At 60.7% G+C, this 26,822-nt stretch carries 25 protein-coding genes; 23 read left to right on the top strand and 2 right to left on the bottom strand.

Translation table 11 applies throughout. The annotated features are described in order from the left end of the window. Nucleotides 1–12: 12 nt before the first annotated feature. Nucleotides 13–1,233, bottom strand: a complete 1,221-nt coding sequence (locus KGB23_RS13365; RefSeq protein ID WP_223431413.1) for a helix-turn-helix domain-containing protein — start codon at nucleotides 1,231–1,233, stop codon at nucleotides 13–15. 69 nt (nucleotides 1,234–1,302) lie between these two features. Continuing rightward, complete coding sequence (locus KGB23_RS13360) at nucleotides 1,303–1,974, bottom strand: DUF2238 domain-containing protein (RefSeq protein ID WP_223431412.1); 672 nt, start codon at nucleotides 1,972–1,974, stop codon at nucleotides 1,303–1,305. A 445-nt stretch (nucleotides 1,975–2,419) separates the two neighbouring features. Between KGB23_RS13360 and KGB23_RS13355 the strand changes: the two genes are divergently transcribed. The 23 genes from KGB23_RS13355 (at nucleotide 2,420) to katG (ending at nucleotide 26,694) form a co-directional block, all read left to right on the top strand. Beyond that, entirely contained in the window at nucleotides 2,420–3,256 is an 837-nt protein-coding gene (locus KGB23_RS13355) for an ABC transporter ATP-binding protein (RefSeq protein WP_223431478.1), read from the top strand. 39 nt (nucleotides 3,257–3,295) lie between these two features. Then, nucleotides 3,296–4,297: an ABC transporter substrate-binding protein gene (locus KGB23_RS13350; RefSeq protein ID WP_223431411.1), complete on the top strand. Its 1,002-nt coding sequence runs from the start codon at nucleotides 3,296–3,298 to the stop codon at nucleotides 4,295–4,297. Between the two features lie 28 nt (nucleotides 4,298–4,325). Further along, on the top strand, nucleotides 4,326–5,102 hold the full coding sequence (locus tag KGB23_RS13345) for an ABC transporter permease (protein WP_027923579.1): 777 nt from the start codon (nucleotides 4,326–4,328) through the stop codon (nucleotides 5,100–5,102). Beyond that, nucleotides 5,099–5,866 (top strand): SDR family oxidoreductase, encoded by a 768-nt coding sequence (locus KGB23_RS13340; protein ID WP_223431410.1) that lies wholly within the window; start codon nucleotides 5,099–5,101, stop codon nucleotides 5,864–5,866. The genes KGB23_RS13345 and KGB23_RS13340 overlap by 4 nt, the downstream gene beginning before the upstream one ends. Nucleotides 5,867–5,880: 14 nt before the next feature. Continuing rightward, nucleotides 5,881–6,432, top strand: coding sequence for a cupin domain-containing protein (locus KGB23_RS13335; RefSeq protein ID WP_149418820.1), 552 nt, complete (start codon nucleotides 5,881–5,883; stop codon nucleotides 6,430–6,432). Nucleotides 6,433–6,436: 4 nt separating this feature from the next. Next, nucleotides 6,437–7,321, top strand: coding sequence for an alpha/beta fold hydrolase (locus KGB23_RS13330; RefSeq protein WP_223431409.1), 885 nt, complete (start codon nucleotides 6,437–6,439; stop codon nucleotides 7,319–7,321). Continuing rightward, complete coding sequence (locus KGB23_RS13325; RefSeq protein WP_082555898.1) at nucleotides 7,318–8,154, top strand: IclR family transcriptional regulator; 837 nt, start codon at nucleotides 7,318–7,320, stop codon at nucleotides 8,152–8,154. The genes KGB23_RS13330 and KGB23_RS13325 overlap by 4 nt, the downstream gene beginning before the upstream one ends. A 1-nt stretch (nucleotide 8,155) precedes the next feature. Further along, nucleotides 8,156–8,953: an SDR family oxidoreductase gene (locus KGB23_RS13320; protein ID WP_223431408.1), complete on the top strand. Its 798-nt coding sequence runs from the start codon at nucleotides 8,156–8,158 to the stop codon at nucleotides 8,951–8,953. Then, a complete protein-coding gene (locus KGB23_RS13315) occupies nucleotides 8,946–10,628 on the top strand; it encodes a thiamine pyrophosphate-binding protein (protein WP_223431407.1) in 1,683 nt (560 codons plus the stop codon). Before KGB23_RS13320 ends, KGB23_RS13315 begins: the two co-directional genes overlap by 8 nt. Before the next feature lie 10 nt (nucleotides 10,629–10,638). Continuing rightward, on the top strand, nucleotides 10,639–11,442 hold the full coding sequence (locus KGB23_RS13310) for an aspartate dehydrogenase (protein ID WP_123368849.1): 804 nt from the start codon (nucleotides 10,639–10,641) through the stop codon (nucleotides 11,440–11,442). A gap of 10 nt (nucleotides 11,443–11,452) precedes the next feature. Then, nucleotides 11,453–12,949: an aldehyde dehydrogenase gene (locus KGB23_RS13305; RefSeq protein WP_223431406.1), complete on the top strand. Its 1,497-nt coding sequence runs from the start codon at nucleotides 11,453–11,455 to the stop codon at nucleotides 12,947–12,949. Beyond that, complete coding sequence (locus KGB23_RS13300; protein WP_223431405.1) at nucleotides 12,946–13,911, top strand: VOC family protein; 966 nt, start codon at nucleotides 12,946–12,948, stop codon at nucleotides 13,909–13,911. Before KGB23_RS13305 ends, KGB23_RS13300 begins: the two co-directional genes overlap by 4 nt. Before the next feature lie 13 nt (nucleotides 13,912–13,924). Beyond that, nucleotides 13,925–15,067, top strand: a complete 1,143-nt coding sequence (locus KGB23_RS13295; RefSeq protein ID WP_223431404.1) for an FAD-dependent monooxygenase — start codon at nucleotides 13,925–13,927, stop codon at nucleotides 15,065–15,067. 14 nt (nucleotides 15,068–15,081) lie between these two features. Next, nucleotides 15,082–15,399 (top strand): hypothetical protein, encoded by a 318-nt coding sequence (locus tag KGB23_RS13290; RefSeq protein WP_223431403.1) that lies wholly within the window; start codon nucleotides 15,082–15,084, stop codon nucleotides 15,397–15,399. Nucleotide 15,400: 1 nt separating this feature from the next. Next, entirely contained in the window at nucleotides 15,401–15,628 is a 228-nt protein-coding gene (locus KGB23_RS13285) for a recombinase-like helix-turn-helix domain-containing protein (RefSeq protein ID WP_027923567.1), read from the top strand. A 21-nt stretch (nucleotides 15,629–15,649) separates the two neighbouring features. Beyond that, on the top strand, nucleotides 15,650–16,684 hold the full coding sequence (locus KGB23_RS13280; protein WP_223431402.1) for an aromatic ring-hydroxylating oxygenase subunit alpha: 1,035 nt from the start codon (nucleotides 15,650–15,652) through the stop codon (nucleotides 16,682–16,684). Next, a complete protein-coding gene (locus KGB23_RS13275; protein WP_223431401.1) occupies nucleotides 16,681–17,118 on the top strand; it encodes a Rid family hydrolase in 438 nt (145 codons plus the stop codon). The genes KGB23_RS13280 and KGB23_RS13275 overlap by 4 nt, the downstream gene beginning before the upstream one ends. Nucleotides 17,119–17,121: 3 nt before the next feature. Beyond that, nucleotides 17,122–18,081, top strand: coding sequence for a PDR/VanB family oxidoreductase (locus KGB23_RS13270; RefSeq protein WP_223431400.1), 960 nt, complete (start codon nucleotides 17,122–17,124; stop codon nucleotides 18,079–18,081). Between the two features lie 389 nt (nucleotides 18,082–18,470). Then, nucleotides 18,471–19,700: a hypothetical protein gene (locus tag KGB23_RS13265; protein WP_223431399.1), complete on the top strand. Its 1,230-nt coding sequence runs from the start codon at nucleotides 18,471–18,473 to the stop codon at nucleotides 19,698–19,700. A gap of 380 nt (nucleotides 19,701–20,080) precedes the next feature. Next, on the top strand, nucleotides 20,081–21,379 hold the full coding sequence (locus KGB23_RS13260; protein ID WP_223431398.1) for a sialidase family protein: 1,299 nt from the start codon (nucleotides 20,081–20,083) through the stop codon (nucleotides 21,377–21,379). Further along, nucleotides 21,376–21,990, top strand: coding sequence for a hypothetical protein (locus tag KGB23_RS13255; RefSeq protein WP_223431397.1), 615 nt, complete (start codon nucleotides 21,376–21,378; stop codon nucleotides 21,988–21,990). Before KGB23_RS13260 ends, KGB23_RS13255 begins: the two co-directional genes overlap by 4 nt. 32 nt (nucleotides 21,991–22,022) lie before the next feature. Then, complete coding sequence (locus KGB23_RS13250) at nucleotides 22,023–24,059, top strand: LTA synthase family protein (protein ID WP_223431396.1); 2,037 nt, start codon at nucleotides 22,023–22,025, stop codon at nucleotides 24,057–24,059. 379 nt (nucleotides 24,060–24,438) lie between these two features. Next, the gene (gene katG, locus KGB23_RS13245; RefSeq protein ID WP_223431395.1) at nucleotides 24,439–26,694 is read left to right on the top strand and encodes a catalase/peroxidase HPI; all 2,256 of its coding nucleotides are present in this window, start codon (nucleotides 24,439–24,441) and stop codon (nucleotides 26,692–26,694) included. The last annotated feature ends 128 nt before the right edge of the window (nucleotides 26,695–26,822 follow it).

Below are 26,822 nucleotides of genomic sequence, written 5' to 3'. Positions count from 1 at the left end.
GTGACGTTCATCCTAGTCACCCGGCAGTGGCACCGGGAGTAACAAGGTCGTCGCGAAACCCGGCACCGGCGGGGTCATCCAGCGACGCGTCCGGCCGCGACCGAACGACTGCACCTTGCCCGCACGGGCCAGTTCCTCGAGTGCCCGTTGCACCGTGCGCTGGCTGGCGCCGAGGGCCAGGGCCAGGGCCGAGCTCGACCACGACTCACCGTCGACGAGGAAAGCAAACACCGACCCGTGCTTCTCTTCGACGTGTGGCGCCAGCACCACAACGTCAGAGGCAACCAGCGCCACCAGAGCAAAACCACGTTGGGTTGCAGTGACGCCAGCCAAGGGTTTCAGCGCCGCACGCAGTCGCCCGACTTCGACTCGCAACCGTGCGCGAAGGGACTCATCGGCGTGCTTCAAACGAAAGGCCCGGGCAATCAGCGTTTCCCTCGACACGTCGGCCGGCCACGCTTCGGCCAGTGCCCGAGCGAGGGCGAACAAGACCGGGCGTGTAGCGAGGGGAACCGACATGCCGGCGCCACGCACCACGTAGCGACAGGCGTCCACGACCAGCGACGTGGACGCAAGCAACGCTTCAACCTCATCCAGCAACAGCGGCCGTTCTTCGCCATAGGCAATCAAACGCGCGACGGGCGTGTCCAGGACAAGGGCAGCGTTTTCCACCTCGGCCGTCAGCGCAGGAATATCGGCGTCGCGCGCGGCGTGCTCGGCCCTTGTGAGTGCAGACCGCGCCTTGTTCGTCTCGAGTCGTCGCATCGCGATCCCCGTCACGACCAGTTCGTGGGCGGCGCGCAATGCCGGCGGCAATGGCGCAGGGTCAAGCTCGGCGAGCAGCACGTCGGCCTCTTCGAGATGCCCGATCAGCAGCAAACGCCGGATCTGCAGATACCGCGCATGAGCGGCGTTCATTCGATCGCCGTGCGCCTCAAGCGTCACCCGCGCCGACTCGAGTGCCTTCACCGGCCAGCCCAACTCCCGGGAGGCCAGCGCGATCTCGGCCTCGGCGACCACACAGCGCGCCCGAGCCAAGGCCTCCTTCGGCCCGAAGGCCCGCGCGGCCCTCTGCACCAGCGCCTTGGCTCGCACCAGATCACCGAGTTGCGCCATCGCAATGCCGCGCAACGCCAGCGCCGGCGCATCGTCGCGCAACGCGACCCGGTTCAGCGCGCCGAGCGGATCACCCGCCGCCAGCGCCTGCGCTGCGGCCGTGATCAGCGAGTCCATCGCAATCCCGCCACCGTTGTCACTCCCACTGTCGGATATTCGCAGTTGAGTCTATCTCACGATGATCCATCACGAAGGAGGTCGCCCGACATTCGAATGTTGGGCCTGAGGAACGACGCGCTTTTGCTTGCACAGCAAAACCACACACTCGCTGACGAAGGCCCCAGCCACCGCCAACGCCATGTCTTTCTGTGAATCCCAGGGATCGTTCTGCGCGCCGACGAACGCACGCGAGGTGTCGTCGCCCAGGTAGGCGCCACCAATCCATTCAACCATTTCGTAAATGGCCGACGTCGACAGAATGATGTTCAACGCCATAAACACCAGCCAGAAACCCCGCAACGGTGTGAGTCGCACCAGCACTTCTCGAATGGGATAAACCATCAACAACCCGTAACTCAGATGGACCAGCCGATCAAAATGATTGCGATGCAGCCCCAGCGCTTTATCGAGGCTGACCCCGGTCAAGGCTGAACACCATTGGTCGTACGGCACCTTGGCGTAGGTGTAGTGAGAACCCAGTTCGTGAATGCATAGGAAAACGAATACCAGGCTGATGGATATAGCCGACAGGCGAAACCGGCCGGAGACAGCCACCAGCGCGCCCACCAGGAACAGCACCAGCAAGTTTTCCAGTGCCCAATCCACTCGGCTGCGGGGTGAATAACCCGACACCACGACGATCAACACAAACAGCATCAGCAGCGTCAGGTCGTATCGCTGGTGTGCCTTGGGCTGCATGGTTTGAGTTCCTCAATCGGAGAATGACGACAGCTCCTGAGTCCTTCTAAATGGATCAACCGATTGCAAGTCCGGTTCAGGCACACCGACAAAAGGCGGCCCCTCACAAACAACAATAATCCCGACCCAGAATGCAAAATGCCGACCCCTCGTTTCACATGTAAAACAAAACCCTCTATTTCTCCCCGATTCGCGTTACCTCAACAAGTCCTTCTTTCTCGCCGTTTCCCATGGCAAGCACATTCGATGTGAAATTTCGTGCCATACAAGAAACCACGTTTCGTATATGAAACACGGCAAAAATCTCAAAAACCTCACAACTCATTAATAAACAAAGATTTTCTAACAAAAATTCAACCTGGCATTGGGGTGGCATTGTTCATGCACTAACCACCGTATCACCTATAAAACAGACCAGAGACCCTTCCCAATGGCTGTGAACGAGATGTACGCCATCGCCCCCCAATGGAATAAACCCGCTCCCAAGGAAGATCTGGAGCCCATCGAAATTGAATTTCGCAATGTCGGCAAATGTTTCCCGGCCAAAGGAAAATCCGAAGCGCCGTTTGCCATTCGCGAAGTCAATTTCAAGATTCGCCGCGGTGAAGTGGTGTCGATCATCGGCCCTTCCGGTTGCGGCAAAAGCACCATCCTCAACATGGGCTCCGGCCTCTATCGACCTTCCGAAGGTGAAGTGTTTGTCGGCGGTGAAGCGGTGACAGGTCCGGTTCGCCAAGTTGCTTTCATGTTGCAAAAAGACCTGCTGATGCCATGGCGCAGCATTCGTCGCAATGTCGAACTGGGCCTGGAAATTCAAGGTGTACCGGCCGCCAAGCGTCAGGCCGTGGCCAAAGATCTGCTCGATCGTTGCCACCTGCAAGGCTTTGCCGACCACTACCCGTTCCAGCTGTCGGGCGGCATGCGGCAGCGTGCGGCCCTGGCTCGTACCTTGGCCATCGACCCGCAAGTGCTGTTCCTCGACGAGCCGTTTTCGGCCCTGGATGCGCAGACCAAGATGATCCTGCAGCAGGACATGGCGCGGATGCTGTTCGATGAAAAGAAAACCGCCCTGTTCATTACCCATGACCTGATCGAAGCCATCGCCATGTCCGACCGGCTGCTGGTCATGAGTGCCCGCCCGGGCACCATCATCGAAGAAATCACCGTCGACCTGCCGTTTCGCGACAACCCGCTGGAGCGTCGCAAGCTGCCGGAAATCGGTCCGCTGGCCGGTCGCCTGATGGAGTTGCTGAAAGTCGGCGAAGACACCGAACTGCATTGATCAACGCCCTTGCGGCCATCAACCGATTCAGGAGTACGCATGTTCAAGTCTCTGTTTCAACGCTTCAGCCAGGCCAGCGGCATTGCGCTCGGCCTGGGCATGGCCTTCGCCGCTCAGGCGCAGCCCACCGATGTGACCTACTTGTTGCCGGCGCCGCCGAACTCGCCGGCGTTCGCCCCGTGGATCATTGCCCAGCAAAAGGGTTACTACGCCGCCCAGAACCTGAACATGACCTTCATCGCGGCCAAGGGCGGTGTGGACGTGGCGAAGCAGATCGGTGCCGGTAACGCCATGCTCGGCGGTGCCCTGGGTGATACCCCGATTGTGGTGCGGGCCAACGGTATTCCGGTGCGCTCCGTCGCTGTGTTGGGCGCCGGCGGTGTGACCATGATTGCCACCAACGCCGCCGAAAATATCAACTCGATCACCGACCTCAAGGGCAAGACCATGACGGTGATGTCCTACTCGGACACCACCTACTACGCCTTGCTCGCCTCCCTTCGCAAAGCAGGCCTGAGCAAAACCGACGTGAACATCCAGGCGGCCGGCCCGTCGGGCGTCTGGCAGTTGTTCTCGGCTGACAAAGCCCAGGCGATGGCGGGCGTACCGGACTGGGTGGTCAACGCTGAAGAAGCCGGTGTGAAGATCAAACTGATCCCGCAATCGCAAATTTTCGAAAGCATGGCTCAGGCGATCCTCGCGTCGGACGACGCCATCAAGACGCACCCGGAGATTGTTCGCGGCGTGGTCCAGGCCACCCTGCAAGGCATGCGCGACATCATCCAGGACCCGCGCGCCGCTGCGGTCACCTTCGCCAAAGCTGTGCCCGCCTACGCCGGCAAGGAAGATTCGCTGGAGAAGGTCTTCAAGCTTTACGTCGAACACGTCTACGCCAACCAAACCGTACTGGGTCGCATCGATCCGGCGCGACTGGAAGCGGTCCGCACGTTCTATGTCAGCGAAGGCATCGTCACCCAGGAACCGAAGCTCGACGACCTGTACACCAACCAGTTCATCGACACCCAAACAGCTGCGCAATAACGGCGAGTGACAACAAGGTAACGACACGATGAAAAACCTCAATAACTCCATGCTCGGCAGCGTTGCCCTGCTGATCCTGTTTCTGGTGCTCTGGCAATGGGGCCCGGGACTGCTCGGCATGCCTGAATTCGTCATGCCGCACCTGAGCCGCGTGGCCCAGGAAAGTGTGGTGATGTGGCAAACCGGCGGCCTGCTGCAACATACCTTGATCACCGCCTTCGAGATCATCGTCGGCTTCGGCCTGGGCGCTCTGCTCGGCGTGGCGATCGGTGTTTCGCTCGGGCTCTCGCCCGCTGCCGAAGCCATGCTGTCGCCTTACATTCTGGCCCTGCAAATCGCCCCGAAAGTGGCCTTCGCCCCGCTGTTCGTGATGTGGCTGGGCTACACCATCTACCCGAAGATCCTGATCGCGATCCTGATTGTGTTCTTCCCGGTGATGATCAACGTGCTGTCGGCCATCCGCACCGTTGACCCGGACATGATCAACCTGGTCCGGACCATGAACGCCAGTCGCTGGCAGATCTTCCGCCTGGTGGAGTTCCCTTCAGCCATGGCTGCGCTGTTCTCGGGCTTGCGCATTGCCTCGACCCTGGCCGTGATCGGCGTCACCGTCGGTGAGCTGGTCGGCGGCAACCAGGGCCTGGGCTTCCTGCTGGTCGATGCTGAAGGTCAGGGCAACACCGCGGGCGTATTCGTCGCGATTGTGATGCTCACGCTGATCGGTGTGCTCTCTTACGGCGCGGTGGTCTGGGCCGAGAAACGCGTTCTGCATTACATGCCCAAAGCCATGCTGAGTACGCAATGATGACGGCCCTCAATCGTTTGCTCGAAGGCCGCCGGATCCTGGTCACCGGAGGCGCCCGCGGATTGGGTTATGCCTTTGCCCAGGCCATCGGCCGCGCCGGTGCCCACGTGGTGATCGCCGACATTCTTGCCGAACGCGTCCAGCAATCGGCCACTGAACTCGTCGCCGAAGGCCTGACCGTGCATGGCGTGTCGGTTGACCTGGCGCAACCCGATTCGATCGATGCCTGCGTGGCTGAAGCCACCCGCTTGCTCGGCGGCCTCGACGGTCTGGTGAACAACGCGTCAATCACCAATTCCGGCGGCAAGACCTGCGAAGAGCTGAGCCTCGATACCTGGGATCAGGTCATGCAAGTCAACGTGCGCGGCACCTGGCTGATGACCAAGGCGTGTCTGCCAGCCCTGCGCGCCAGTGGTCATGGCGCCATCGTCAACCTGGCGTCGGACACGCCGCTGTGGGGTGCGCCCAACCTGCTGGCCTATGTCGCCAGCAAGGGCGCAATCATTGCGATGACCCGCAGCCTGGCCCGCGAACTGGGCAGCGACAACATCACGGTCAACGCCATCGCGCCCGGCCTGGTGCTGGTCGAAGCCACCGCCTACGTGCCCGAAGCACGTCACCGTTTGTACAACGACCACCGGGCCATTCAACGCCCGCAACTTCCCGAAGACGTCAGCGGCGCCGTGCTGTTCGCGCTGTCCGACCTCGCCCGCTTCATCACTGGACAAACCTTGCCGGTCAACGGCGGGTTCGTCATGCCTTGAATCTGGAGACTGCCATGACCGATTTATCCGCACACTCGTCATCACAGCAACCAACCCCGAAAAGCTGGGAACAGCCGGCCGGCAGCGATCTCGAAAGCTGGATGAAAACCCGCATCGCCCGTTACGACACGCGCAAGTACGACTGGAACGCGCTGAAGTTCCAGGCTGACTACGACCCGAAATTCCGTCGTGCGCAAATGCGCTACATCGGCACCGGCGGCACCGGCGTGAGCACCGACATGAACACCATCCCGTCGGAGAACTTCACGTTCTCCACCATGGTGATTCCGGCCGGTCACGAAGGCCCGCCGCACCTGCACACCGACGTCGAAGAAGTGTTCTTTGTGCTGCGCGGCAAACTCAAGGTGGTGATCGAGAAGGACGGCGAGCGTTTCGAAACCATCCTCACCGACCGCGACGTGATTTCCGTGCCGCCCGGCGTGTACCGCGAAGAGATCAACATCGGCGATGAAGACGCGCTGATGTGCGTGATGCTCGGCGCGAAAAAACCGCTGACCCCGACCTACCCGCCAGAACACCCTCTGGCCTCGATCAAGCGCGGATAAGCCCATGTCGTACGCCATCGATAATCTCGTTTCGCCGCTCACGGCTGACCTCCAGGCACAACTGGCCCTGAACTTTGCGGTACGCACGCTAGAGATCGCCGGCGGTCGCCAGGCCTTTCGCGAATGCGGGGCCGGGCCGGCCATTGTGTTGTTGCACGGGATCGGCTCGGGCTCGGCGTCGTGGTTAGAGGTGGCGCAGGAGCTTGGCCAGAGCGCCCGGGTGATTGCCTGGGACGCTCCCGGCTACGGTGATTCCACGCCGCTGAGATCGCTGGCCCCCGACGCTTCGGACTACGCCGAACGACTGCTGCAACTGCTCGACGCACTGGGCATCCAGCGCTGTGTGCTGGTGGGTCACTCCCTCGGGGCGATTACCGCCACAGCGTTCGCCAGCGGCGTGCAGCAGCAACGGATCAGCCGGCTGGTCTTGATCAGCCCGGCCCAAGGCTATGGCCATCCATCACGCGCGTTGCAACGTCAGGAAGTGCGCAACAAACGCCTGCGTGCCCTGGAACAACTGAGCATTCAGCAGATGGCCGAGCAACGCAGTCCCTACATGCTGTCACCCGCCGCCAGCCCGAAAGCACTGGCGTGGGTGCGATGGAACATGGCGCGGCTCAATCCCGATGGCTATCGCCAGGCCATTGAACTGTTGTGCAGCGATGACCTGCTGCGGCACCCACCGCTGTCGATGCCTTGCGAAGTGCATTGCGGCGAAGCCGACGGCATCACGGCGCCCGAATGCTGCCTGACCCTGGCCAAGGCGTTGGGCGCCACGTTCAACCTGATTGCCGATGCCGGGCATGCCAGCCCGATTGAACAACCTTATGTCGTGGCGGGCCGTCTGGCCTTTGCCATTAAAGAATCCCTGACAGGTGCATCTCTATGAACGATTCAGATCTGCTGAAGGACGCTCAGGACAAATACATCGTGCCGGGCCTCGAGCGCGGCCTGCTGCTGCTCTGCGAATTCAGCCGGCGCAATCGCACGCTGACCGCGCCGGAACTGGCCCGGCGTCTGGCACTGCCACGCTCGACCATATTCCGTCTGCTGACGACCCTGGAAACCATGGGCTTCGTCACCCGCAGCGGCAATGAATACCGCTTGGGCATGTCGGTGCTGCGCCTGGGCTTTGAATACCTGGCTTCGCTGGAGCTGACCGAACTGGGTCAACCGCTGTTGGCTCGTTTGTGCGACCGCCTCAACTACCCGAGCAACCTGGTGGTGCGCGATGGTCGCTCGATTGTCTATGTCGCCAAAGTGTCGCCGCCGTCGGTGTTCTCCAGCGCGGTCAACGTCGGCACTCGCCTGCCCGCCCATGCCACGGTCCTCGGGCGAATTCTGCTCGAAGACCTGTCGCTGGCCGAGTTGCGTGAGCTGTACCCGGAAGAACACCTGGAGCAGTTCTCGCCGTGCACGCCGAAAACCGTGATGGAACTGTTCGACCTGGTTCAGGCCGACCGCCAGCGCGGTTTCGTCAGCAGCGAAGGTTTTTTCGAGTCAACGATTTCGACCGTCGCCGCCCCGGTGCGCGATGAGACAAGCAGGATCGTCGCCGCGCTGGGCGTCACGATCCCGACCGCACAGATCGCTCACGTCAACTTCAACGAGTTGCTCCTGCAAGTGCGCCGTAGCGCCGACGAACTGTCGCGGCTGCTCAACTACAACAGCGCTGCTGCCCATGACGGTCAGCACCGCGTCACTGCATTGATGAGGGATTGAAATGAGCCTTTATCAACTGCAAGACAGCACCGCGATAGTCACCGGTGGCTCTTCGGGCATTGGCCTGGCCTGCGTCGAGTTGTTGCTCGAAGCCGGCGCGGCCGTGGCCTTTTGTGGCCGGGACGAAAACCGGCTGCGCAGCGCCGAAGCCGAGTTGCGTCAACGCTTCCCCGAAGCACGGCTGCTCGCCCATGTTTGCAACGTGCTCGATGCGGACTCGGTCAAGGCGTTTGCCGCGGCCAGCCTGGCCGCATTGGGCCCGGCCAGCGTGCTGATCAACAACGCCGGGCAAGGTCGGGTGTCGACCTTCGCCGACACCACCGACAGCGCCTGGACCGAAGAGTTGAACCTTAAATTCTTCTCAGTGATCAACCCGGTCCACGCCTTCATGGCACAGCTGCAACGCCAGCCGAACGCGGCCATCGTCTGCGTCAATTCGCTGCTGGCCAGCCAGCCGGAACCGCACATGGTCGCCACCTCGGCCGCTCGCGCCGGGGTCATGAACCTGGTGCGCTCGATGGCCACCGAATTTGCCGGTCAGGGCATTCGGGTCAACGGCATCCTCATTGGCCTGGTTGAGTCCGGGCAATGGCGTCGACGTTTCGAGACCCGCGAAGAGCGGGATCTGGACTGGACCCAATGGACCGCCCGGCTCGCGCAACAAAAACACATTCCCTTAGGGCGTCTGGGCCTGCCGATTGAAGCGGCCCGCGCGATCCTGTTTCTGGCCTCGCCTCTGTCGGCTTACACCACAGGCAGCCATATCGATGTTTCTGGAGGCCTGTCCCGCCATGCGTAATGAAAATACTGTCACCGTTGGCGCTGCCATCACCGCGTTTCTCGAGCAATGCGACGTCAAGGCTGCGTTCGGCGTGATCTCGATCCACAACATGCCGATCCTCGATGCGTTCGCGGTTCGCGGAAATATCCGCTTCGTCATGGCTCGCGGTGAAGCCGGCGCCACCAACATGGCCGACGCCTATGCCCGCACCACCGGCGGCCTCGGTGTCTGCCTGACGTCCACCGGCACCGCAGCCGGCAACGCCGCAGGCGCCATGGTCGAAGCGTTGACCGCCGGCACACCGCTGCTGCACATCACCGGGCAGATTGAAACGCCGTACCTGGACCAGGAATTCGCCTACATCCACGAAGCCCGCGACCAACTGACCATGCTCAAGGCCGTGTCGAAGGCTGCGTTTCGCGTGCGCAGCGTCGAAACCGCCATCAGTACGATGAAACTGGCCGTGCAAACCGCCCTGACCGCTCCTACCGGGCCGGTCAGCGTAGAAATCCCGATCGACATCCAGTCGACGTTTATCACGATGCCGACCGACCTTTCACCGCTGCCGATTCCAGTGGCCGTCCCCGCGCCCGAAGCGCTGGACCTGGTGGCCGAGCGTCTGGCCACGGCCACCCGTCCACTGCTGTGGCTCGGCGGCGGCGCACGGCATGCCGGGCCGCAAGTCAAACGTCTGCTGGACATGGGCGTCGGTGTGATTACCTCGACTCAAGGTCGCGGCGTGGTCAACGAAGATGACGAGCGTTGCCTTGGCGCGTTCTCGCAAAACAAACAGGTCGAGCAGTTCCTGCAACGTTGCGATGCCTTGCTGATCGCCGGCTCCCGTCTGCGCAGCAACGAAACCTTCAAGTACGCGTTGAAATTGCCACGCAACACTTTGCGCATCGACGCCAACCCGGCCATCGAAGGTCGCAGCTATAACAGCGAACTGTTCATCTGTGGCGACTCGGCGCTGGCCCTTGAAGGCCTGGCGGATCGTCTGGAAGGTCGCCTGCAGATCGACCCGACATTCCTCGCCGAACTCAAGGACGTCCGTGAAAAATCCCGTACCCAATTGATCGCCGACCTCGGCCCGTACTCGGCCATGGTCGAACAGCTGCAAGCCATCACCGGGCGCAATTTTTCCTGGGTGCGCGATGTCACGCTGTCCAACAGCATCTGGGGCAACCGCCTGCTGACCCTGTTCCACCCGCGCGCCGGCGTGCATGCCCTCGGCGGCGGCATTGGCCAGGGCCTGTCGATGGGCATCGGCGCGGCTGTCGCCGCGGCTGAAACGGCGCCTGAGCGCAAGGTCTTCGCCCTGGCCGGTGATGGCGGTTTCATCCTCAACCTCGGCGAATTGGCGACGCTGGTGCAAGAAAAAGCCAACGTGGTGATTCTGCTGATGAACGACCAGCGCTACGGTGTGATCCGCAACATTCAGGACGCGGTCTACGGCAGCCGTCACTGCTACGTCGACCTGCACACCCCGGATTATTCCAAGCTGGCGGAATCGCTGAACCTGCGCCACGGCCTGGTCACCGACCTGAAGGATTTCGGCCGCGTGGTCGACGGCGCATTGGCTCAACCCGGCCCGTTCCTGCTGGAAGTCGACATGCTCGCCGTCGGCAGCTTCGCCACCCAGTTCGCCGGTCCGCCCAACAGCGAAACCAAAGCGCAAAAAGCCACGGCCTGAGGACTTCGTCATGTTGCATATCACCATGATCGGCTGCGGCGCCATTGGCGTCGGCGTGCTCGAACTGTTGGAGAAGGACCCGCAGTTGTGCGTTGACTACGTCATCGCTTCGGCCGGGTCTGAAGAACTGGTGCGCCAGCGGCTGGCCAGTTTCAAGCAACCACCGCAGGTGCTGACCGCGTTGCCAGCCGACGCCCGCCCGGACCTGTTGGTCGAGTGCGCCGGCCACCGCGCCATCGAAGAACATGTGTTGCCGGCGCTGGAGCGTGGCATTGCCTGCCTGATCGTCTCGGTCGGCGCGCTGTCCGAAGTCGGCCTGGTGGAGCGTCTGGAAGCGGCAGCCGAACGCGGCCAGACCCGCATCGAGTTGCTGCCCGGCGCCATCGGCGGCATCGACGCCTTGTCGGCAGCCAAAGTCGGTGGGCTGGATTCGGTCAATTACACCGGCCGCAAACCGGCCAAAGCCTGGAAAAACACCCCCGCTGAACAGGCCTGTGACCTGGACAGCATTACCGAAGCCACGGTGATTTTTCAGGGCAGCGCCCGGGAAGCGGCACGGCTCTATCCAAAAAACGCCAACGTCGCGGCGACCTTATCGCTGGCCGGACTTGGCCTGGACCGCACACACGTGACGCTGATCGCCGACCCGCTGAGCGAGGAGAACGTCCATCACTTCGAAGCCCGAGGTGCTTTTGGCGGTTTCGAACTGAGCTTGCGTGGCAAACCGCTGCTGGCCAACCCGAAGACCTCGGCGCTGACCGTTTACAGCGTTGTCCGCGCCTTGGGCAACCACGCCCACGCGATTTCGATTTAGGGGACCGTCGATGACTCTCGAACAGACTTTACCGATCTGCATTGCCGGCGACTGGCGTCTCGGTCGCGGCGAGCGTTATGCCACGTGCTACCCCGCCACGGGCGAAGCCGTCGCCTGGCTGAATGCCGCCAGTGTCGAGGACGTTGAAGACGCCGTGCAAGGCGCCCACCAGGCGTTTTTGCACAGCGGCTGGGCGCAGCGCAAACCTCACGAACGGGCCGGCGTGCTGTACCGCATTGCCGAACTGATCCGTGAGCGCAGCGAAGAACTGGCGCAATTGCAGCGACAGGACAACGGCAAACCGATCAACGAAACCCGAGCCCTGGTGGCCAGCGCCGCCGGCACGTTCCAGTTTTTCGCCTCGGCCTGCGAAACCCTCGAAGAAACCATCACGCCGTCCCGTGGTGATTTCGTCAGCATGAGTGTGTACGAGCCAATGGGCGTGATCGCCGCGATCACCCCGTGGAACTCGCCGATTGCCAGCGAAGCGCAGAAGGTAGCTCCGGCACTGGCCGCCGGCAACGCGGTGGTGATCAAACCGGCGGAAATCACCCCGTTGATGGCCCTGCAACTGGCGCGCATCTGCGAGGACGCCGGGCTGCCGAAAGGTCTGCTCAGTGTGCTGCCGGGCAAAGGTTCACTGCTCGGTGATGCGCTGACCCGTCATCCGCTGGTCAAGCGCGTGTCGTTCACCGGCGGCACCAAAACCGGCAAACACATTGCCCACATCGCCGCTGACAAAATGATGCCGGTGTCGCTGGAACTGGGCGGAAAATCACCGACCATCGTTCTTGACGACGCGGACCTCGACCACGCGGTGGCGGGTGTGCTGTACGGCATCTTCAGCTCTTCGGGCGAAGCCTGCATCGCCGGCTCGCGGCTGTTCGTCGCCCGCGCGCTGTATGAGCCGTTCATGTCGCGCCTGGTGGCCGCTGCGGCCGAACTGCGCGTCGGTGATCCGGCCGATGAACGTACCCAAATGGGCCCGTTGATCAGCGCCGGCCACCGCGACTCGGTGGAGCGTTATGTTGCTCTAGGGCTGGCCGAAGGTGGACGCCTGCTGCTCGGTGGCAAGCGTCCGAGCGGCGGCGTGTATGACCAGGGTTATTACTACCCGCCGACCATCCTCGAAGGCCTGAACAACAGCCAACAGGTTTGTCAGGAAGAGATCTTCGGCCCCGTTCTGGTGGCGATGCCCTTCGACGACGAAGCGCAATTGCTCGAGCAGGCCAACGACAGCCTGTACGCCCTCGCCGCCGGCATCTGGACGCGCGACTACAAACGCGCCTGGGCGCTGGGCCGAAAAATTCAGGCCGGTACAGTGTGGATCAACACCTACAAACAGTTCTCGATTTCCACACCGTTCGGCGGCTGGCGCGACAGCGGCCTGGGCCGTGAAAAAGGTCGCCTCGGCATCCTGCAGTACATGGAACAGAAAAGCCTTTATTGGGGCATGAATGAACAGCCACTGGCCTGGGCCGGTGTGCAACGAGAGGTTGGGTTATGAGCGTTTTAGGCATTGATGAAGTCACCTACGGCGTCGAGGACCTCGACACCAGCGTGCGTTTTTTCAGCGACTGGGGCCTGACAAAAGTCAGCGAGCAGCCTGACGAAGTGATCTTCGAAACCCTCAACGGTTGCCGCGTGGTGCTCGCCGACATCAACAAGGCCGGTTTGCCACCCGCCATCGAAGCCGGTTCGACCGTGCGCGAAGTAGTCTGGGGCGTCGAAAGCGACGCTGACTTGAAGCTTTATAGCGAACGAATTGCCAACGATCCGGGCTTCATCGAAGCGGATGGGCGCATCGGTTGCACCGACCCCAACGGCCTGGCGATCCGCCTGCAAGTGACCCGCAAGCGTGAACTGGAGATCGAGTGCAGCGGCCATAACACCTGGCAGACCAAAGGCCGGATCAACAAGGCTGCGCCGATCTACGACCGCGCCACGCCGATCGAAGTCGGCCATGTGGTGTTTTTCGTCAAGGACGTCAATGCCTGCGAAGCCTTCTACCACGACCGTTTCGGCTTCCAGGCCTCCGACCGCTATCCGGATCGCGGGGCGTTCCTGCGCACCGCCGAAGAAGGCGGCCACCACGACCTGTTCATGCTGCAACTGCCCGCCCCTCGCGCCGGCCTGAACCACGTTGCCTTCACCGTGCGCGATGTGCACGAAGTGTTCGGTGGCGGCATGCACATTTCCCGCCGCGGCTGGGCCACGGAGATCGGTCCGGGTCGGCACCCGGTGTCGTCGGCGTTCTTCTGGTACTTCAAAAACCCGGCCGGCGCACTGGTCGAGTACTACGCCGACGAAGACCAACTGACTGGCGAATGGCAGCCACGGGACTTCGAGCCGGGCCCGACGATGTTCGCTGAATGGGCGATTGCCGGCGGCATCGACGGCAATACCCGACGCCAGCAAAACGTCGAAGCGCCGCAAGGCAAGTTCCTCACCGACAAACCGAAACCCTGAGCAGGAGTTACTCATGTCCTCACTGAATATCGCGATTGCCGGGGCCGGTATCGGTGGCTTGACCGCCGCCATTGCGCTGCTTCGCGCAGGCCATAACGTCACCGTATTCGAACAGTCGAAAGCCTTTTTGCGGGTCGGTGCCGACATCAACCTGACACCTAATGCCGTGCGTGCTCTGGATGGTCTCGGAGTGGGCGCTGCCGTGCGCATCCCGGCCGCTCGTCCAACCCACCGGATCAGCCGTCTGTGGGACAGCGGTGAGGAAACGTCGCGCCTGGAAATGTCCGATGCCGCCGAACAGAAATACGGTGCACCGCAACTGACCATTCACCGCGCCGATCTGCTGGCTGCACTGGCAGACGTCTTTCCGCAGGAGCAGGTGAAGTTTGGCAAACGCGCCGAGCACGTCGTGCAAACCGCCGACGGCATCGAGTTGCGCTTCAAGGATGGCAGCCGTCACGTCACCGATCTGTTGATCGGCGCCGATGGCATCCATTCGGTGGTGCGTAATGCGCTGTTCGGTGATGAGCAACCGCGCTTTACCGGAGTAGTCGCTTACCGCGCCGTCGTACCTGCCGAACGCGTGGCCCATGTGCCGAACATTCAGGCGTTCACTAAATGGTGGGGCCCTACTCCACAAAGCCAGATCGTGACGTTTCCGCTGAACCAGGGCCGGGACATTTTCATCTTCGCCACCACCGCTCAGGACAGCTGGCATGAAGAGTCCTGGACCAGCGCCGGTGATGCCGACGAGTTGCGCAGCCATTATCAGGACTTCCACCCGGATGCTCGCGCTCTGCTGGATGCGTGCAACGAGGTGCTCAAGACCGCGCTGTATGAACGCGATCCGCTGCCGTTCTGGTCCAAGGGCGCGATGACGCTGCTGGGCGATGCCTGCCATCCGATGATGCCGTTCATGGCGCAAGGCGCCGGCCAGGCGATCGAAGACGCGGTTGTGCTCGCTCGCCATTTGCAAGACCTGACCAGCACCGCGCAGATCGCCGATGCCCTGCAGGCTTATCAGCAGGCGCGGCTGCAACGCACCAGTCAGATCCAGATCGGCTCGCGCGGCAACCAATGGCTCAAGGACGGCGGCAACGCCGACTGGGTTTATGGCTATGACGCCTGGGCCGTGCCGATGCCGAACGTGGCGTGAGCAGGACCGTAGCCATGAGCGAGACCTTGCTGGTGACCGTGCTGCTCAAGCACGACCAATCAAAGAACCTGGAAGAGATTCAGCGGCACATGAAGCAGCAGGACTGGTGGGGACGGTTTCCCCCGCAAGGCGTCGAGGTGGTGTCCTGGACCGTGGCCATGGGCCTGGGCCAGATCGTCACTCTGCGTTTGCCGCCGAGCCTGCTGCCGACCCTCAACGTCGAGCTCGAACGCTCGGCCTGGGGTGTGTTCAGCACCGAAGTTTTCCCGACGTATGACTTTATTCCCGTGCGCGAAATGATCCGCGAACGGGTACGTAACGGAGGTCAATGAGATGAGCAATACCGAACCCTACCTGGAGCCCCATCAGGCCCGCAAACGTCCCAACACCCAGTTCGAAGAGTTGCTCGGCGACTCCATCGAGCGCGCCTTTGGCAACGGGGTGACCGAGTTGCCCGACCTGCTCGCGCACCTGAATCTGGCCGGGCCGCCCTGCCCTCTGACCACCGGAGAGTGGACAGCAGACGCCTATAAAACCCTGATGGCTCGGCTGGGCGAATGACCCGCCGGAGGACAATAAGAAATGAACCTGAATACAACCGTCGATCCAGCTGAACACCTCTTGGCCAACGGGTTGAAAAACCTTTGGTTCCCGGTCCTGCCCTCCGATCAGTTGGGCGAAAAACCGGTATCGATTCGCCGCCTGGGCTACAAGATCGCCCTGTGGCGCGACAATGACGGCAGCGTCCATGCCCTGGAAGATCACTGCCCTCATCGCGGCGCGCCGCTGTCCCAGGGGCCGGTGCTGGGTGACCGTCTGCAATGCCCTTATCACGGCGTCGAAGTGCGCTGCGACGGCACCGTCACCAAAGTCCCCGGCAGCCCCGGTTGCAAGCTTGAAGGCAGCCGCCCGACACGCATGTTCCACACCCGTGAAGCCGCTGGCGCAATCTTTCTGTACAACGCTGCAGATCCGCACGTGGACGCCCCGCCGGAGCTGGTCCTGCCAGAGCAACTGACCTCCCCGGAATGGAGCAGCTTCCTCTGCTACACCGAGTGGAAAGGCGATTACCGCTACGTCATCGACAACGTCATGGACCCGATGCACGGCACCTACCTGCACAAGATGTCGCACTCCATGAGCGAAGGCGAAGCCACCGCCAAGTTCGTCACCCGCGACACCGACAACGGTTTCTTCTTCGAGAAAGAAGGCCAGCGTGGGGTGAATTTCGACTGGACCGAGTTCATGGATAACGGCTGCCACTGGCTGCGCCTGGAAATCCCCTACCCGAAAACCGGTGGCCCCGGCGGCAACTTCACCATCATCGGCAGCTACACACCGAGCAGCCGTTCCTTGTCGGCGGTGTTCCACTGGCGCTGCCGCCCACTGACCGGCTGGCAGCGCGACACCTGGCGTTTCCTCTACAAAAATCGCCTGGAAGCACGCCACTGGGCGGTGCTGGAACAGGACCGGGTGCTGCTCGAATTCATGGAACCGGACGCCAACCAGCGGGAAAACCTCTACCAGCACGACCTCGGTGTGGTGCGTCTGCGTCGCTACCTGAAAAACGCAGCCAAGGCCCAACTGGAGCTGATCGACGCGAAGCAGTTGCCATGAACGCAGCCGTGCAACGTGTTCAGGCCGGCTCGTTGATCGAGCCGGCCAGCGCCACCTGGTCGAATGCCTTGCTGATCGGCAATGAAGTGGTGATGTCCGGCATGACCGGACATCCCGCTACACGCCTGGCCGTAGTGGCTGACGCGCCGCTCGATGCCTACGCCCAGACACTTGTCGCGCTGAACAAAGTCCGGGTGCTGGTCGAGGCGGCGGGTGGGCATGTCGGCAACATTTACCGGCTGACGGTGTATGTCACCGACATCGCCGACAAGGACGAAGTGGGTCGCGCACGGCGTGACTTCTTCGAAGGTCAGGCGGTTTTCCCGACTTCCACGCTGGTCGAAGTCAGCGCACTGGTGTTTCCCGAATTGCGGGTGGAGATCGAGGCCAGTGCGCGTCTCGATCTCGATTTGCGTACTGTCGAAAAGAGGTGACCGATGTCCCATTCCTCCCCCCTCACCGCTCGCGTGCACACGCTGCGCTATGAAGCCGAAGGCATCATCAGCGTCGAGTTGCGGCCGTTTGGCGACACGGTGTTCGCCCCGTTTGATGCCGGCTCGCACATCGATCTGCATTTACCCAACGGACTGGTGCGCAGCTATTCATTGCTCAACTCGCCGAGCGATCGAGGCCGTTACGTGATCGGCATCCTGCGTGATCGCAACAGCCGCGGCGGCTCGGAATTTGTGCACGCGCAACTGCGGGTCGGCATGCAACTGCCGATCTCGTCGCCGCGCAATAATTTCCAGCTCGACCTGAGTGCGAAACACAGCGTGCTGGTGGCCGGCGGCATCGGTATCACACCGATTTACTGCATGTTCCGCCAACTGCTGGCACTGGGAAAATCCGCCGAGCTGATCTACTGCGCCCGCTCGCGACAGGAAGCTGCGCTGGTTGAGGAACTCAGCGGCTTGAGTGCCAAAGTCGTCTATCACTTCAACGATGAAAAGGGCATGCCGCCAGACCTGAGCGCTTATCTGGCCGATCAGCCCAGCGATACGCACTTCTATTGCTGCGGTCCGACGCCGATGCTCGATGCTTTCGAAAGCACCTGCGAAGGCCTCGGTTACCCTCATGCGCATATCGAGCGCTTCGCGGCGGCCGAACTGCCGCCGTCTGAAGACGCACAGAGCAGCTACAGCGTCGAGTTGAAAAAAACCGGCAAGACGCTGTCGATCGAGCCCGGCTTGAGTTTGCTCGACGTGCTGCTCGAGGCGGGTTGCGACATCGAATACAGCTGTCGCGAAGGGGTGTGCGGTTCGTGCGAAACACGCGTGCTGGAAGGTGATGTCGACCACCGGGACGGCGTGCTGACCAAAGCCGAACGTGCGGCCAACAAATCCATGATGGTGTGTGTGTCGGGTTGCAAGAGTCGGCGATTGGTACTGGATCTATAACGCGAGTATCAAGTTTCCAGGGTTAAACAGGCCGACAGGTATGTCGGCCTTTTTTATGCGCGGGAAATAAAAAACGCACAGTGAACGTGCAGTTTCGTTACCCCTCGACGCGCCTGTTTCATGGGCAATACAAACAACTATGTTTCCCATATAAACAATTGTTTTTATTGAGTTTTTAAGAACCTTAAAGACGCTTAACAGTTGGCATAGTTTCTGCTCAGGTAACCCTGAGTTCATAGGCCATACGCCGTATTACCCATGAAACAATAAAAACAGAAACGCACTTAATCAAAGCAACACTCGACGTTATTCACCCATCGCCAGTTTCAAGGCGAACGGAACAGTGTTGCCGGTCACTTTGTAGCGTTCAATTGAGCAGCGGAGTCAACATGAAGCATTACGTTATATGTATGGGACTGATGATGAGCAGTTGCGTGAGCTTCGCCGGTGAACCCGGTCCCGCTGCGCCCGTGACGTCGACTACCGGTAAAAAACCGTTTCCGCATATCGCCTGGCGCAGCGACGATGGCGAAAGCAGCCTGGACATCGGTGGTGCCCTGCGAACCAACTACCGCGACGAGCATTGGGACACCACCGAAAACAACGGGCGTTTTCTCTTCGACACCTTCCGCATCGACGTACAGGCGACTTACAAAAAACTCTATAGCGATGTCGGCTACTGGTTTCAGGATGACGGCAAGCACTCCATCGACCGCGGCTTCGTCGGTTACCGCCTGAACAGCAACTCAAACCTGCAACTGGGCGCGCCTTTCAAACCGTTTGGCCTGGAACCCTATCCGCAATTTGGCTGGAGCTATCACCTGCCCTTCTTCATGGGTTATGGCGTCAGCGCCGGCACAGGCTTGAAGTACAGCTACAAGGATCAGGATTGGGATCTGCAACTGGGGTACTTCCCGCGCATGTTGCCTTCCGACATTCGCTACTCGCCGGAAGTCGGGCGTTACGCCGACCTCAAGGACAATGCGATCCCCTTCACCCAGTCGCGCCAGGACAACGAGAAACACAACCAGATCAACGCCCGGGTCGCGCGGACCTTTAATAATGACGGCTGGAAAACCGAAATCGGCGCGTCGGTGGCCACCGCCCAGCTGTACAACGCCACCACCAAAGACGACGGCGATTACTGGGCCGGCGGTATCCACGCAATCATCAACGCCGGCGCGTGGACCGTTTCCACCCAAGGCATTCGCTACGAGTACGACCCCAAAAACCCTGCCGGTGTCAGCAACGACTCGGTGCTGATGGGCGGCAACGGCCTGACACCCGCGTACCTGATCGCCTCTAAAGCCACCATTGCCTCGCTGAACGTCGGCTATGACATCCCCACGCCAAAACTGGGTCAGTTGAAGAAGATCAAGCTGTACAACGACTACAGTCGAATGATGAAAGACAAGAGCGGTTGGGACGACTCGCAGATGTACACCGTCGGTGCGCAGTTCCTGGCCATGCCGATCATGGCGTGGGTCGACCTGACCTGGGCAAAAAACGCCAACCCCTATGGCGGTGCGGAAAACGGTACGGGCTTTACCAATACCCGTTCGGTTGGCAGCAATCAGTGGTATTACCGGACCAACGTCAATATCGGGTACTACTTCTGACCCACTAAGATCACAAAAACAGATTCCTCGCCGCCGCCCGGGGAACACAGCCTAATGTTGATCAGATAAGCAATTCAGCTGCTACAGATTGCATTACGGCTTAACTGATCGGCATTAGGAACACAGCCTCTTTTTTCAAGCCGGACCAGCCAAGTCATTGCTCATGTCCGGCTTTTGCGACCAATGGCGGAGACGCCCACTCAATCCAACAGAATCCGTCTAATCCGGTCGTCTCCGACTCTCAATCGAGCATTACACGTCAACTTGGCCGCACGCTACAAACAATTGCTTACAAAGTAGAAATTCATAAAACCCGATCATGAACTACCGAGTGTTAGCTTGAGCGCTTTATCGGGCCATGAGATGCCAAAGTCTTAATTATGCGCATCAAACTTCCCAGCGTTCCTGCCCTCGGTGCATACCTTGCACTCTCTTGCCTTTTTGCGGCTGCATGGTTCTTCAATCCTGCCAATACGCACTCTTCCTTTGCCCTGATCAGCCCAGTGATGGCAGTGGCCGGCCAAGTGGCCAAGCCCATTTACACCAGCCGCTTCGCCTCCTCCGGGCTGGTGGATTTCGTGCATTCCTCGGCAGTGACTGCCTTGCCCGACGGTAGCCTGATGACGGTCTGGTTCGCCGGTTCCCGCGAAGGCGCAGCCGATGTGCAGGTGCGCTCCGCCCGTTTCGACCCGAAAACCGGCGAGTGGGGTGCAGAAAAGGTATTGGCGACGCGGGATTCGACCCAACAGGGCACGCGAAAATACATTCGCAAGCTGGGCAATCCGGTGGTTGCCCTCGCGCCGGATAATCGCGTGTGGCTGTTCTACGTGTCGGTGTCCATGGGCGGCTGGGCCGGCAGCGCGGTCAATGTGATGGTCTCAGACGACTTCGGTGAACATTGGTCCGCTCCGCGCCAACTGATCACTTCACCCTTTCTGAACATCAGCACCCTGGTCCGGTCGGCACCGGTGTTTCATGCCGACGGCTCCATCGGTTTGCCGGTCTACCACGAGTTTCTGGGCAAGTTTGCCGAATACCTCTACTTGAGCGCAGACGGCAATGTGATCGACAAATTCCGCATCAGCCACGGCATGAATTCATTGCAACCCACGGTGGTTCCGCTGGACGGCCAGCGCGGTATCGCCTTGCTGCGCTATGCCGGCGACACCCACCACCGTGTGCTGGCGACCCGCACCGATGACGCCGGTCAAACCTGGAGCGAACCTTATCCGCTCGACCCCTCGAATCCGAACTCATCGTTGGCCGCCGTCGCGACGCCTGAACATGGGTTGCTGGTGGCGCTCAACGACCTTCAGGAGGGGCGCTTCAAGCTGAGTCTGTATGGGACCGACGCAAAAATGGACGACTGGCGCTCGTTGCGGGACCTGGACAAGTCACCTGATCCAGAAGGCGCTCCGTTTTCTCCCGAGGCCTACAAGGAAATCATCGGCAGGGAGTTCCGCGGTTCCAGCGGCGCGCTTCGCCAACCGCTGGAGGCACAGTTCCTGGATAACCTCGACAACCGTGTCTGTAAAAGCCAAGGGTGTGAATTTGAATATGAATACCCGTACTTCATCCGCAGCCCCGACGGGATGTATCACTTGGTTTATTCCTGGAACAACACCTTCATCAAACACGTCACCTTCAACGATGCCTGGCTCAACGAGCGTCGCAAATGATCAGCCTGTGGCAAGCCCATGTCAGTTTCGCAATGATCATCTTCCTGGTGCTGCCGTCTTTCGGCTTGCCCAGGACCTGGCGGATCGCACTGTTGGCCGCATTGCTGGCAGTCAGCTTCATATCGCTGGACGGGTTATCGCTGGCCGCCTATTTGCGCAGCTACATTGATGACCTGGCGATCACCTCCATGGTGTTCATGGCGTGGGGCTGCTTGCGTCGGCTGGACCTCCTGCCACCTGCGCGGGGGAAGACTGGCGTACTGATCCTCTTCGCCGCGATGGCCCTGGTGCTGTACCCGGCAACCTTGGGCATGAGTGATCTGGACCCCTATCGGCTTGGCTACAGCCCGCGCCCCATGTTGATTTTCCTCGCTGTGCTGACACTGGGCCTGTTTTACCTGCGCAACGGCCTGGCCGTTGTCATGCTGGCCAGCGCGACCCTGGCCTTCATCGCAGGGATCAAACCTTCGCAAAACTATTGGGATTACCTGGTTGATCCGCTGCTGGGTCTGTATTGCTGCGTGGCACTGCTGCTGCTTGCCGTGCGCTGGACGTATCGCCGGGCAACCAAGCGCCGTGGTGCAGTGGGCGATGTGTCCAGTTCCGTTTGAGATTTAACGACTTTATTAACAGGGGAACAGGGATGGGTTGGCTGCACTCGAGACGTTTACATTACTGGCTGGGCGCGACAGCGATTACGTTCGCGCTGTTTGCTGTGCTTCGGGTCATGTTCTTTTTCGGCTATTCGGGTTTCGACGCCAGAGCGCTGATTGACCAAAATGCCGTCATGGAAACCCTGGGGATCGGCTTTCGTTTCGATCTGCGCCTGGCCATCCTGGCGATGTTGCCGTTGGCGTTGCTGGCCTGGATTCCTCGCTGGAACCTGATCGGCAGCCGTCTGCTTCGCCGCATCGCACGTGTGTATCTGGTCGCGGCCCTGAGCGTCCTGCTGCTGATTTACATCATCGATTTTGGTCATTACGCCTACCTGGGCGTGAGGATCAACGCCACCGTGCTGCGCTTCATCGAGGATGCGCAAATATCCCGTGACATGGTCTGGCAGACTTACCCGGTGATCTGGATTTCACTGGGTTGGCTGGCAACGGTCGCGCTGGTGACACTGGCTCTGGTGCGTCTGGAACGCGTAACGCTGGATCGCCCCCGCAAAGCCATTCGCCGGCTCTCCGCGACATGGGGTGGCGCGTTGATGGTCGTGGCGGTGCTGCTGGGCATTTTAGGTCGTGTCGAAAACATGAACCTTGAAAACCCGGTCCCATTGCGCTGGAGCGATGCGTTCTTCTCTGGCAATAACCAGATCGCGGCGTTGGGCCTGAACCCGGTGTTGTTCCTCTACGACACGGTCAAAGTCGGCCAGTCGCGCTATGACGAAGCGCAGGTGCGCGAGCACTACGCGGTGATGGCCAACTACCTGGGCGTAGACAAGCCCGATCCGCAAACCCTTGATTTCGTCCGTCACCAGGCGCCACAACCCTACAAAATACCGGGCTCGCGGCCGCCGAACGTGATGTTCGTCATGCTCGAATCGCTGGGCACCAGCGCCGTCGGGGCCTACGGTAACCCAATCAATCCGACGCCGAATATCGACCGCCTGGCCACGCAGAGCTGGTTCTTCGAGCACTTCTATGTGCCGGTGACGGGGACCGCAAAAACCGTCTGGGCCAGCATCAGCGGGGTGCCTGACGTAACTCGTCAGGAAACCGCGACGCGTAATCCGTTGATCACCCAGCAAAACACACTGATCAACGCCTTCACCGGTTACGAGAAGATCTACACCATCGGCGGTAACTCCGGCTGGGCCAACATGAATGCCTTGATCCGGCAAAGCATCGACGGCGTTCGCTTGTTCGAAGAGCGGGACTGGAAATCTCCGGTAGTGGATGTCTGGGGGATTTCCGATCTGGACCTGTTCAAGGAAACCGACCAGATCCTGCAAGCACTGCCCAAGGACAAACCGTTCTTTGCCTATGTGCAGACGGCCGGCAACCATCGTCCCTTCACGATTCCCAAGACCAATGATGGATTCGAGGTCAAGCACCCTACCCTGGCCGAAGTTCAGGCCGCAGGGTCGCGCAGTGTCGAGCAGTACAACGCCGTGCGTTTGCTGGACTTCAATATCGGTCGCTTGATGGAAATCGCCAAAGCAGGCGGCTGGTACGACAACACCATTTTCGTGCTGTTTGGCGATCACAACACCCGAATCGCGCAGATCCCGTTCCTGGCACCGGCCTACGAGCAACTGGGCCTGGAAAGCAACGCGGTGCCGATGATCATCCACGCACCGGGTTTGCTGGGGACGCGTAAGGTCAAGGAAGCGGTCGGTCTGGTGGACTTGCTGCCCACCGTGGCGGGCATGGCCGGCCTCGAGTTTCGCAACAGCGGCATGGGCCGTGACATTCAGCAGCCCGCGCCCGAAGGCGAACGCGTAGTGCCATTGGTGTTGCGTGAAGGCACATTCCCGCTGATTGCCGGCGTGACTCAACACTACATGGTGCAAATGGAACACGACGGCAGCTCGCCAAGTCTCCATGACCTGGCCTCACCGACGCCGCTGGACAACGTCGCCGAGCAAAACCCTGAAGAGTTCAAGCGCCTGTCGCAATTGACCCGCGCCATGCATGAAACCTCAAGGTTGATGCTGTACCAGAACGTGCGCAAGTAACGGCTTTCCCGCGTCTATGCTTCAAATAGACGCGGGGCCTGCCCGTGATACCCGTAAAAGACTCTGCCTATCACGAGCCAATACTCCCCCTATTAGCTGACTTCCCAACTGGGGTCTAACCTTATTCGAGCGCCGGCACCATAAGCCGGCCGGTCAAGAGCTGATAAGGAGATAGGAATGGGTCAGAAGCCTGACTAAACCTGCCGTAGGCCACCGTGCAGGCAACTCGATTGCCGCTGTTCAGAATTCCCGTGTGATCAAAACAATCAGTTGATCAAACTGCTGGCCCTGCAGCCTGTGTCATTGGTTTCGCCCGTTGCTGTTTAACGCCCACGTTGGGCCGGATAGCCGGATGAATACGACCAAAGGTAGCTCACACATGGCAAACGAATCGAAATGCCCGTTCATTAGCGCCGCTGGCGGTGGCACGACAAACCGCGACTGGTGGCCGAACCAACTGAATCTGAAGATCCTCCATCAGCACTCGTCCCTGTCCGATCCGATGGACGAGGACTTCAACTACGCCGAAGCATTCAAAAGCCTGGACTTTGAAGCGGTCAAAAGAGACCTGACTGCGTTGATGACCGATTCCCAGGACTGGTGGCCGGCGGACTTCGGTCACTACGGGCCACTCTTCATTCGCATGGCCTGGCACGCCGCCGGTACGTACCGCACCGGTGACGGTCGTGGTGGCGCCGGTTCCGGTCAGCAACGCTTCGCGCCGCTCAACAGTTGGCCGGACAACGTCAGCCTCGACAAGGCGCGCCGGCTGCTCTGGCCGATCAAGCAAAAATATGGCCGCAAAATTTCCTGGGCCGATCTGATCGTCCTCACCGGCAACGTCGCGCTGGAGTCCATGGGCTTCAAGACCTTCGGCTTTTCCGGCGGTCGCCCGGATGTTTGGGAGCCGGATGAGGACGTCTACTGGGGCTCGGAAAACAAGTGGCTGGGCGGCGACACCCGCTACGGCAAAAAAAACGAGCCCATGCAAGAGCCTGGCGAAGGCCCACTCGTAGCTGAGCCTGGGGAAAATGAGGAGAGCCGCACCGAGCAGGGACGCTTCCTGGAGAACCCGCTCGCCGCCGTGCAAATGGGCCTGATCTACGTCAACCCGGAAGGTCCGGAAGGTAACCCCGACCCGGTCGCGGCCGGGTTAGACATCCGCGAAACCTTCGCGCGCATGGCGATGAATGACGAAGAAACCGTGGCACTGATCGCCGGCGGCCACGCCTTCGGCAAGACCCACGGCGCCGGACCGGCCGACAATGTCGGCGCCGAGCCCGAAGCCGCTGGCCTCGAAGCACAGGGCTTTGGCTGGAAGAACAGCTTCGGCACCGGCAAGGGCGCGGACACCATCACCAGCGGCCTGGAAGTGACCTGGACCACCACACCCACGAAATGGAGCAACAACTATCTGGAGAACCTGTTCGGCTTCGAGTGGGAGTTGAGCAAAAGCCCGGCCGGTGCGAACCAGTGGATACCGAAGAACAACGCCGGCGCCGGCATCATTCCGGATGCGCACGACCCGTCCAAGCGTCGTAATCCGACCATGCTGACCACCGACCTGTCGCTGCGATTCGACCCGATCTATGAACCGATTTCGCGGCGCTTCCTGGCCAATCCAGACCAATTGGCCGACGCGTTCGCCCGCGCCTGGTTCAAGCTGATCCACCGCGACATGGGTCCCCTCTCCCGCTACCTCGGCCCGGAAATGCCGAGCGAAGAGCTGCTGTGGCAAGACCCGATTCCAGCGGTCGACCATGCCCTGGTCAACGACAGTGACGTCGCCGCGCTCAAGAGCAAACTCCTGGCCTCGGGGCTGACCGTCTCGCAGCTTGTATCAACAGCTTGGGCGGCGGCTTCGACCTTCCGTGGCTCCGACAAACGCGGTGGCGCCAACGGTGGGCGTTTGCGTCTGGCCCCACAGAAGTTCTGGCAGGCCAACCAGCCTGAGCAACTGGCGAACGTGCTGGCGAAGCTCGAAGGCATCCAAAGCGAGTTCAATAACAGCGGCAACAAAATCTCGTTGGCAGACCTGATCGTGCTGGCCGGTAACGCCGGCGTCGAACAGGCGGCGAAAAATGCCGGTCAAACCGTGACAGTGCCGTTCACACCAGGACGGATGGACGCCTCCCAAGAGCAGACGGACGTGGAGTCTTTCGGCTTCCTCGAACCCATCGCCGATGGTTTCCGCAACTACCTCAAAGGCAGATACAGCGTAGCGGCCGAGCAGCTGTTGATCGACAAGGCGCAACTGCTGACACTCACCGCGCCAGAAATGACCGCGCTGATTGGCGGCATGCGCGTGCTGAACACCAACGTCGGGCAAACCAAGCACGGTGTGTTCACCAAGCAGCCAGAAGCGTTGAGCAACGACTTCTTCAAGAACCTGCTGGACATGGGCGTGGAATGGAAACCGGTGTCGGAGGCTAATGAGGAGTTTGAAGGGCGCGATCGCAAAACCGGCGAAGTGAAGTGGACCGGCACCCGCGTCGACCTCGTCTTCGGCTCAAATGCGCAGTTGCGTGCGTTGGCTGAAGTCTATGCAACCGCTGATGCGCAGGAGAAGTTCGTCAAAGACTTCGTAGCCGCCTGGGCCAAAGTGATGGACCTGGATCGCTTCGACGTTAAGTAACACGAGCGGTATCGCTGAAACTGCAACGCCTCCCACTGTGGAGGCGTTGTGCTTTTTGTCACTTGACGCTCCACGCCGTTAGATGGGAAAACGTGCGTGGCCCGGATGCAAGCGTTGGGTTCAACATG

The sequence above is a fragment of the Pseudomonas sp. GL-B-26 genome (assembly GCF_019947405.1).
Taxonomy (GTDB): domain Bacteria; phylum Pseudomonadota; class Gammaproteobacteria; order Pseudomonadales; family Pseudomonadaceae; genus Aquipseudomonas.
The sequence above is the reverse complement of the archived record's forward strand: the minus strand, read 5'-3'. Positions and strand labels throughout refer to the sequence as shown.

Excerpts from the sequence above, each read along its gene's own strand:
- KGB23_RS13300 (WP_223431405.1), top strand. The coding sequence starts at position 12,946 with ATGAGCGTTTTAGGCATTGATGAAGTCACCTACGGCGTCGAGGACCTC.
- KGB23_RS13340 (WP_223431410.1), top strand. The coding sequence starts at position 5,099 with ATGATGACGGCCCTCAATCGTTTGCTCGAAGGCCGCCGGATCCTGGTC.
- KGB23_RS13295 (WP_223431404.1), top strand. The coding sequence starts at position 13,925 with ATGTCCTCACTGAATATCGCGATTGCCGGGGCCGGTATCGGTGGCTTG.
- KGB23_RS13280 (WP_223431402.1), top strand. The coding sequence starts at position 15,650 with ATGAACCTGAATACAACCGTCGATCCAGCTGAACACCTCTTGGCCAAC.
- KGB23_RS13310 (WP_123368849.1), top strand. The coding sequence starts at position 10,639 with ATGTTGCATATCACCATGATCGGCTGCGGCGCCATTGGCGTCGGCGTG.
- KGB23_RS13255 (WP_223431397.1), top strand. The coding sequence starts at position 21,376 with ATGATCAGCCTGTGGCAAGCCCATGTCAGTTTCGCAATGATCATCTTC.
- KGB23_RS13355 (WP_223431478.1), top strand. The coding sequence starts at position 2,420 with ATGTACGCCATCGCCCCCCAATGGAATAAACCCGCTCCCAAGGAAGAT.
- KGB23_RS13330 (WP_223431409.1), top strand. The coding sequence starts at position 6,437 with ATGTCGTACGCCATCGATAATCTCGTTTCGCCGCTCACGGCTGACCTC.
- KGB23_RS13270 (WP_223431400.1), top strand. The coding sequence starts at position 17,122 with ATGTCCCATTCCTCCCCCCTCACCGCTCGCGTGCACACGCTGCGCTAT.
- katG (WP_223431395.1), top strand. The coding sequence starts at position 24,439 with ATGGCAAACGAATCGAAATGCCCGTTCATTAGCGCCGCTGGCGGTGGC.
- KGB23_RS13265 (WP_223431399.1), top strand. The coding sequence starts at position 18,471 with ATGAAGCATTACGTTATATGTATGGGACTGATGATGAGCAGTTGCGTG.
- KGB23_RS13365 (WP_223431413.1), bottom strand. The coding sequence starts at position 1,233 with ATGGACTCGCTGATCACGGCCGCAGCGCAGGCGCTGGCGGCGGGTGAT.
- KGB23_RS13305 (WP_223431406.1), top strand. The coding sequence starts at position 11,453 with ATGACTCTCGAACAGACTTTACCGATCTGCATTGCCGGCGACTGGCGT.
- KGB23_RS13320 (WP_223431408.1), top strand. The coding sequence starts at position 8,156 with ATGAGCCTTTATCAACTGCAAGACAGCACCGCGATAGTCACCGGTGGC.
- KGB23_RS13325 (WP_082555898.1), top strand. The coding sequence starts at position 7,318 with ATGAACGATTCAGATCTGCTGAAGGACGCTCAGGACAAATACATCGTG.
- KGB23_RS13260 (WP_223431398.1), top strand. The coding sequence starts at position 20,081 with ATGCGCATCAAACTTCCCAGCGTTCCTGCCCTCGGTGCATACCTTGCA.
- KGB23_RS13250 (WP_223431396.1), top strand. The coding sequence starts at position 22,023 with ATGGGTTGGCTGCACTCGAGACGTTTACATTACTGGCTGGGCGCGACA.
- KGB23_RS13335 (WP_149418820.1), top strand. The coding sequence starts at position 5,881 with ATGACCGATTTATCCGCACACTCGTCATCACAGCAACCAACCCCGAAA.
- KGB23_RS13345 (WP_027923579.1), top strand. The coding sequence starts at position 4,326 with ATGAAAAACCTCAATAACTCCATGCTCGGCAGCGTTGCCCTGCTGATC.
- KGB23_RS13350 (WP_223431411.1), top strand. The coding sequence starts at position 3,296 with ATGTTCAAGTCTCTGTTTCAACGCTTCAGCCAGGCCAGCGGCATTGCG.
- KGB23_RS13290 (WP_223431403.1), top strand. The coding sequence starts at position 15,082 with ATGAGCGAGACCTTGCTGGTGACCGTGCTGCTCAAGCACGACCAATCA.
- KGB23_RS13285 (WP_027923567.1), top strand. The coding sequence starts at position 15,401 with ATGAGCAATACCGAACCCTACCTGGAGCCCCATCAGGCCCGCAAACGT.
- KGB23_RS13275 (WP_223431401.1), top strand. The coding sequence starts at position 16,681 with ATGAACGCAGCCGTGCAACGTGTTCAGGCCGGCTCGTTGATCGAGCCG.
- KGB23_RS13360 (WP_223431412.1), bottom strand. The coding sequence starts at position 1,974 with ATGCAGCCCAAGGCACACCAGCGATACGACCTGACGCTGCTGATGCTG.
- KGB23_RS13315 (WP_223431407.1), top strand. The coding sequence starts at position 8,946 with ATGCGTAATGAAAATACTGTCACCGTTGGCGCTGCCATCACCGCGTTT.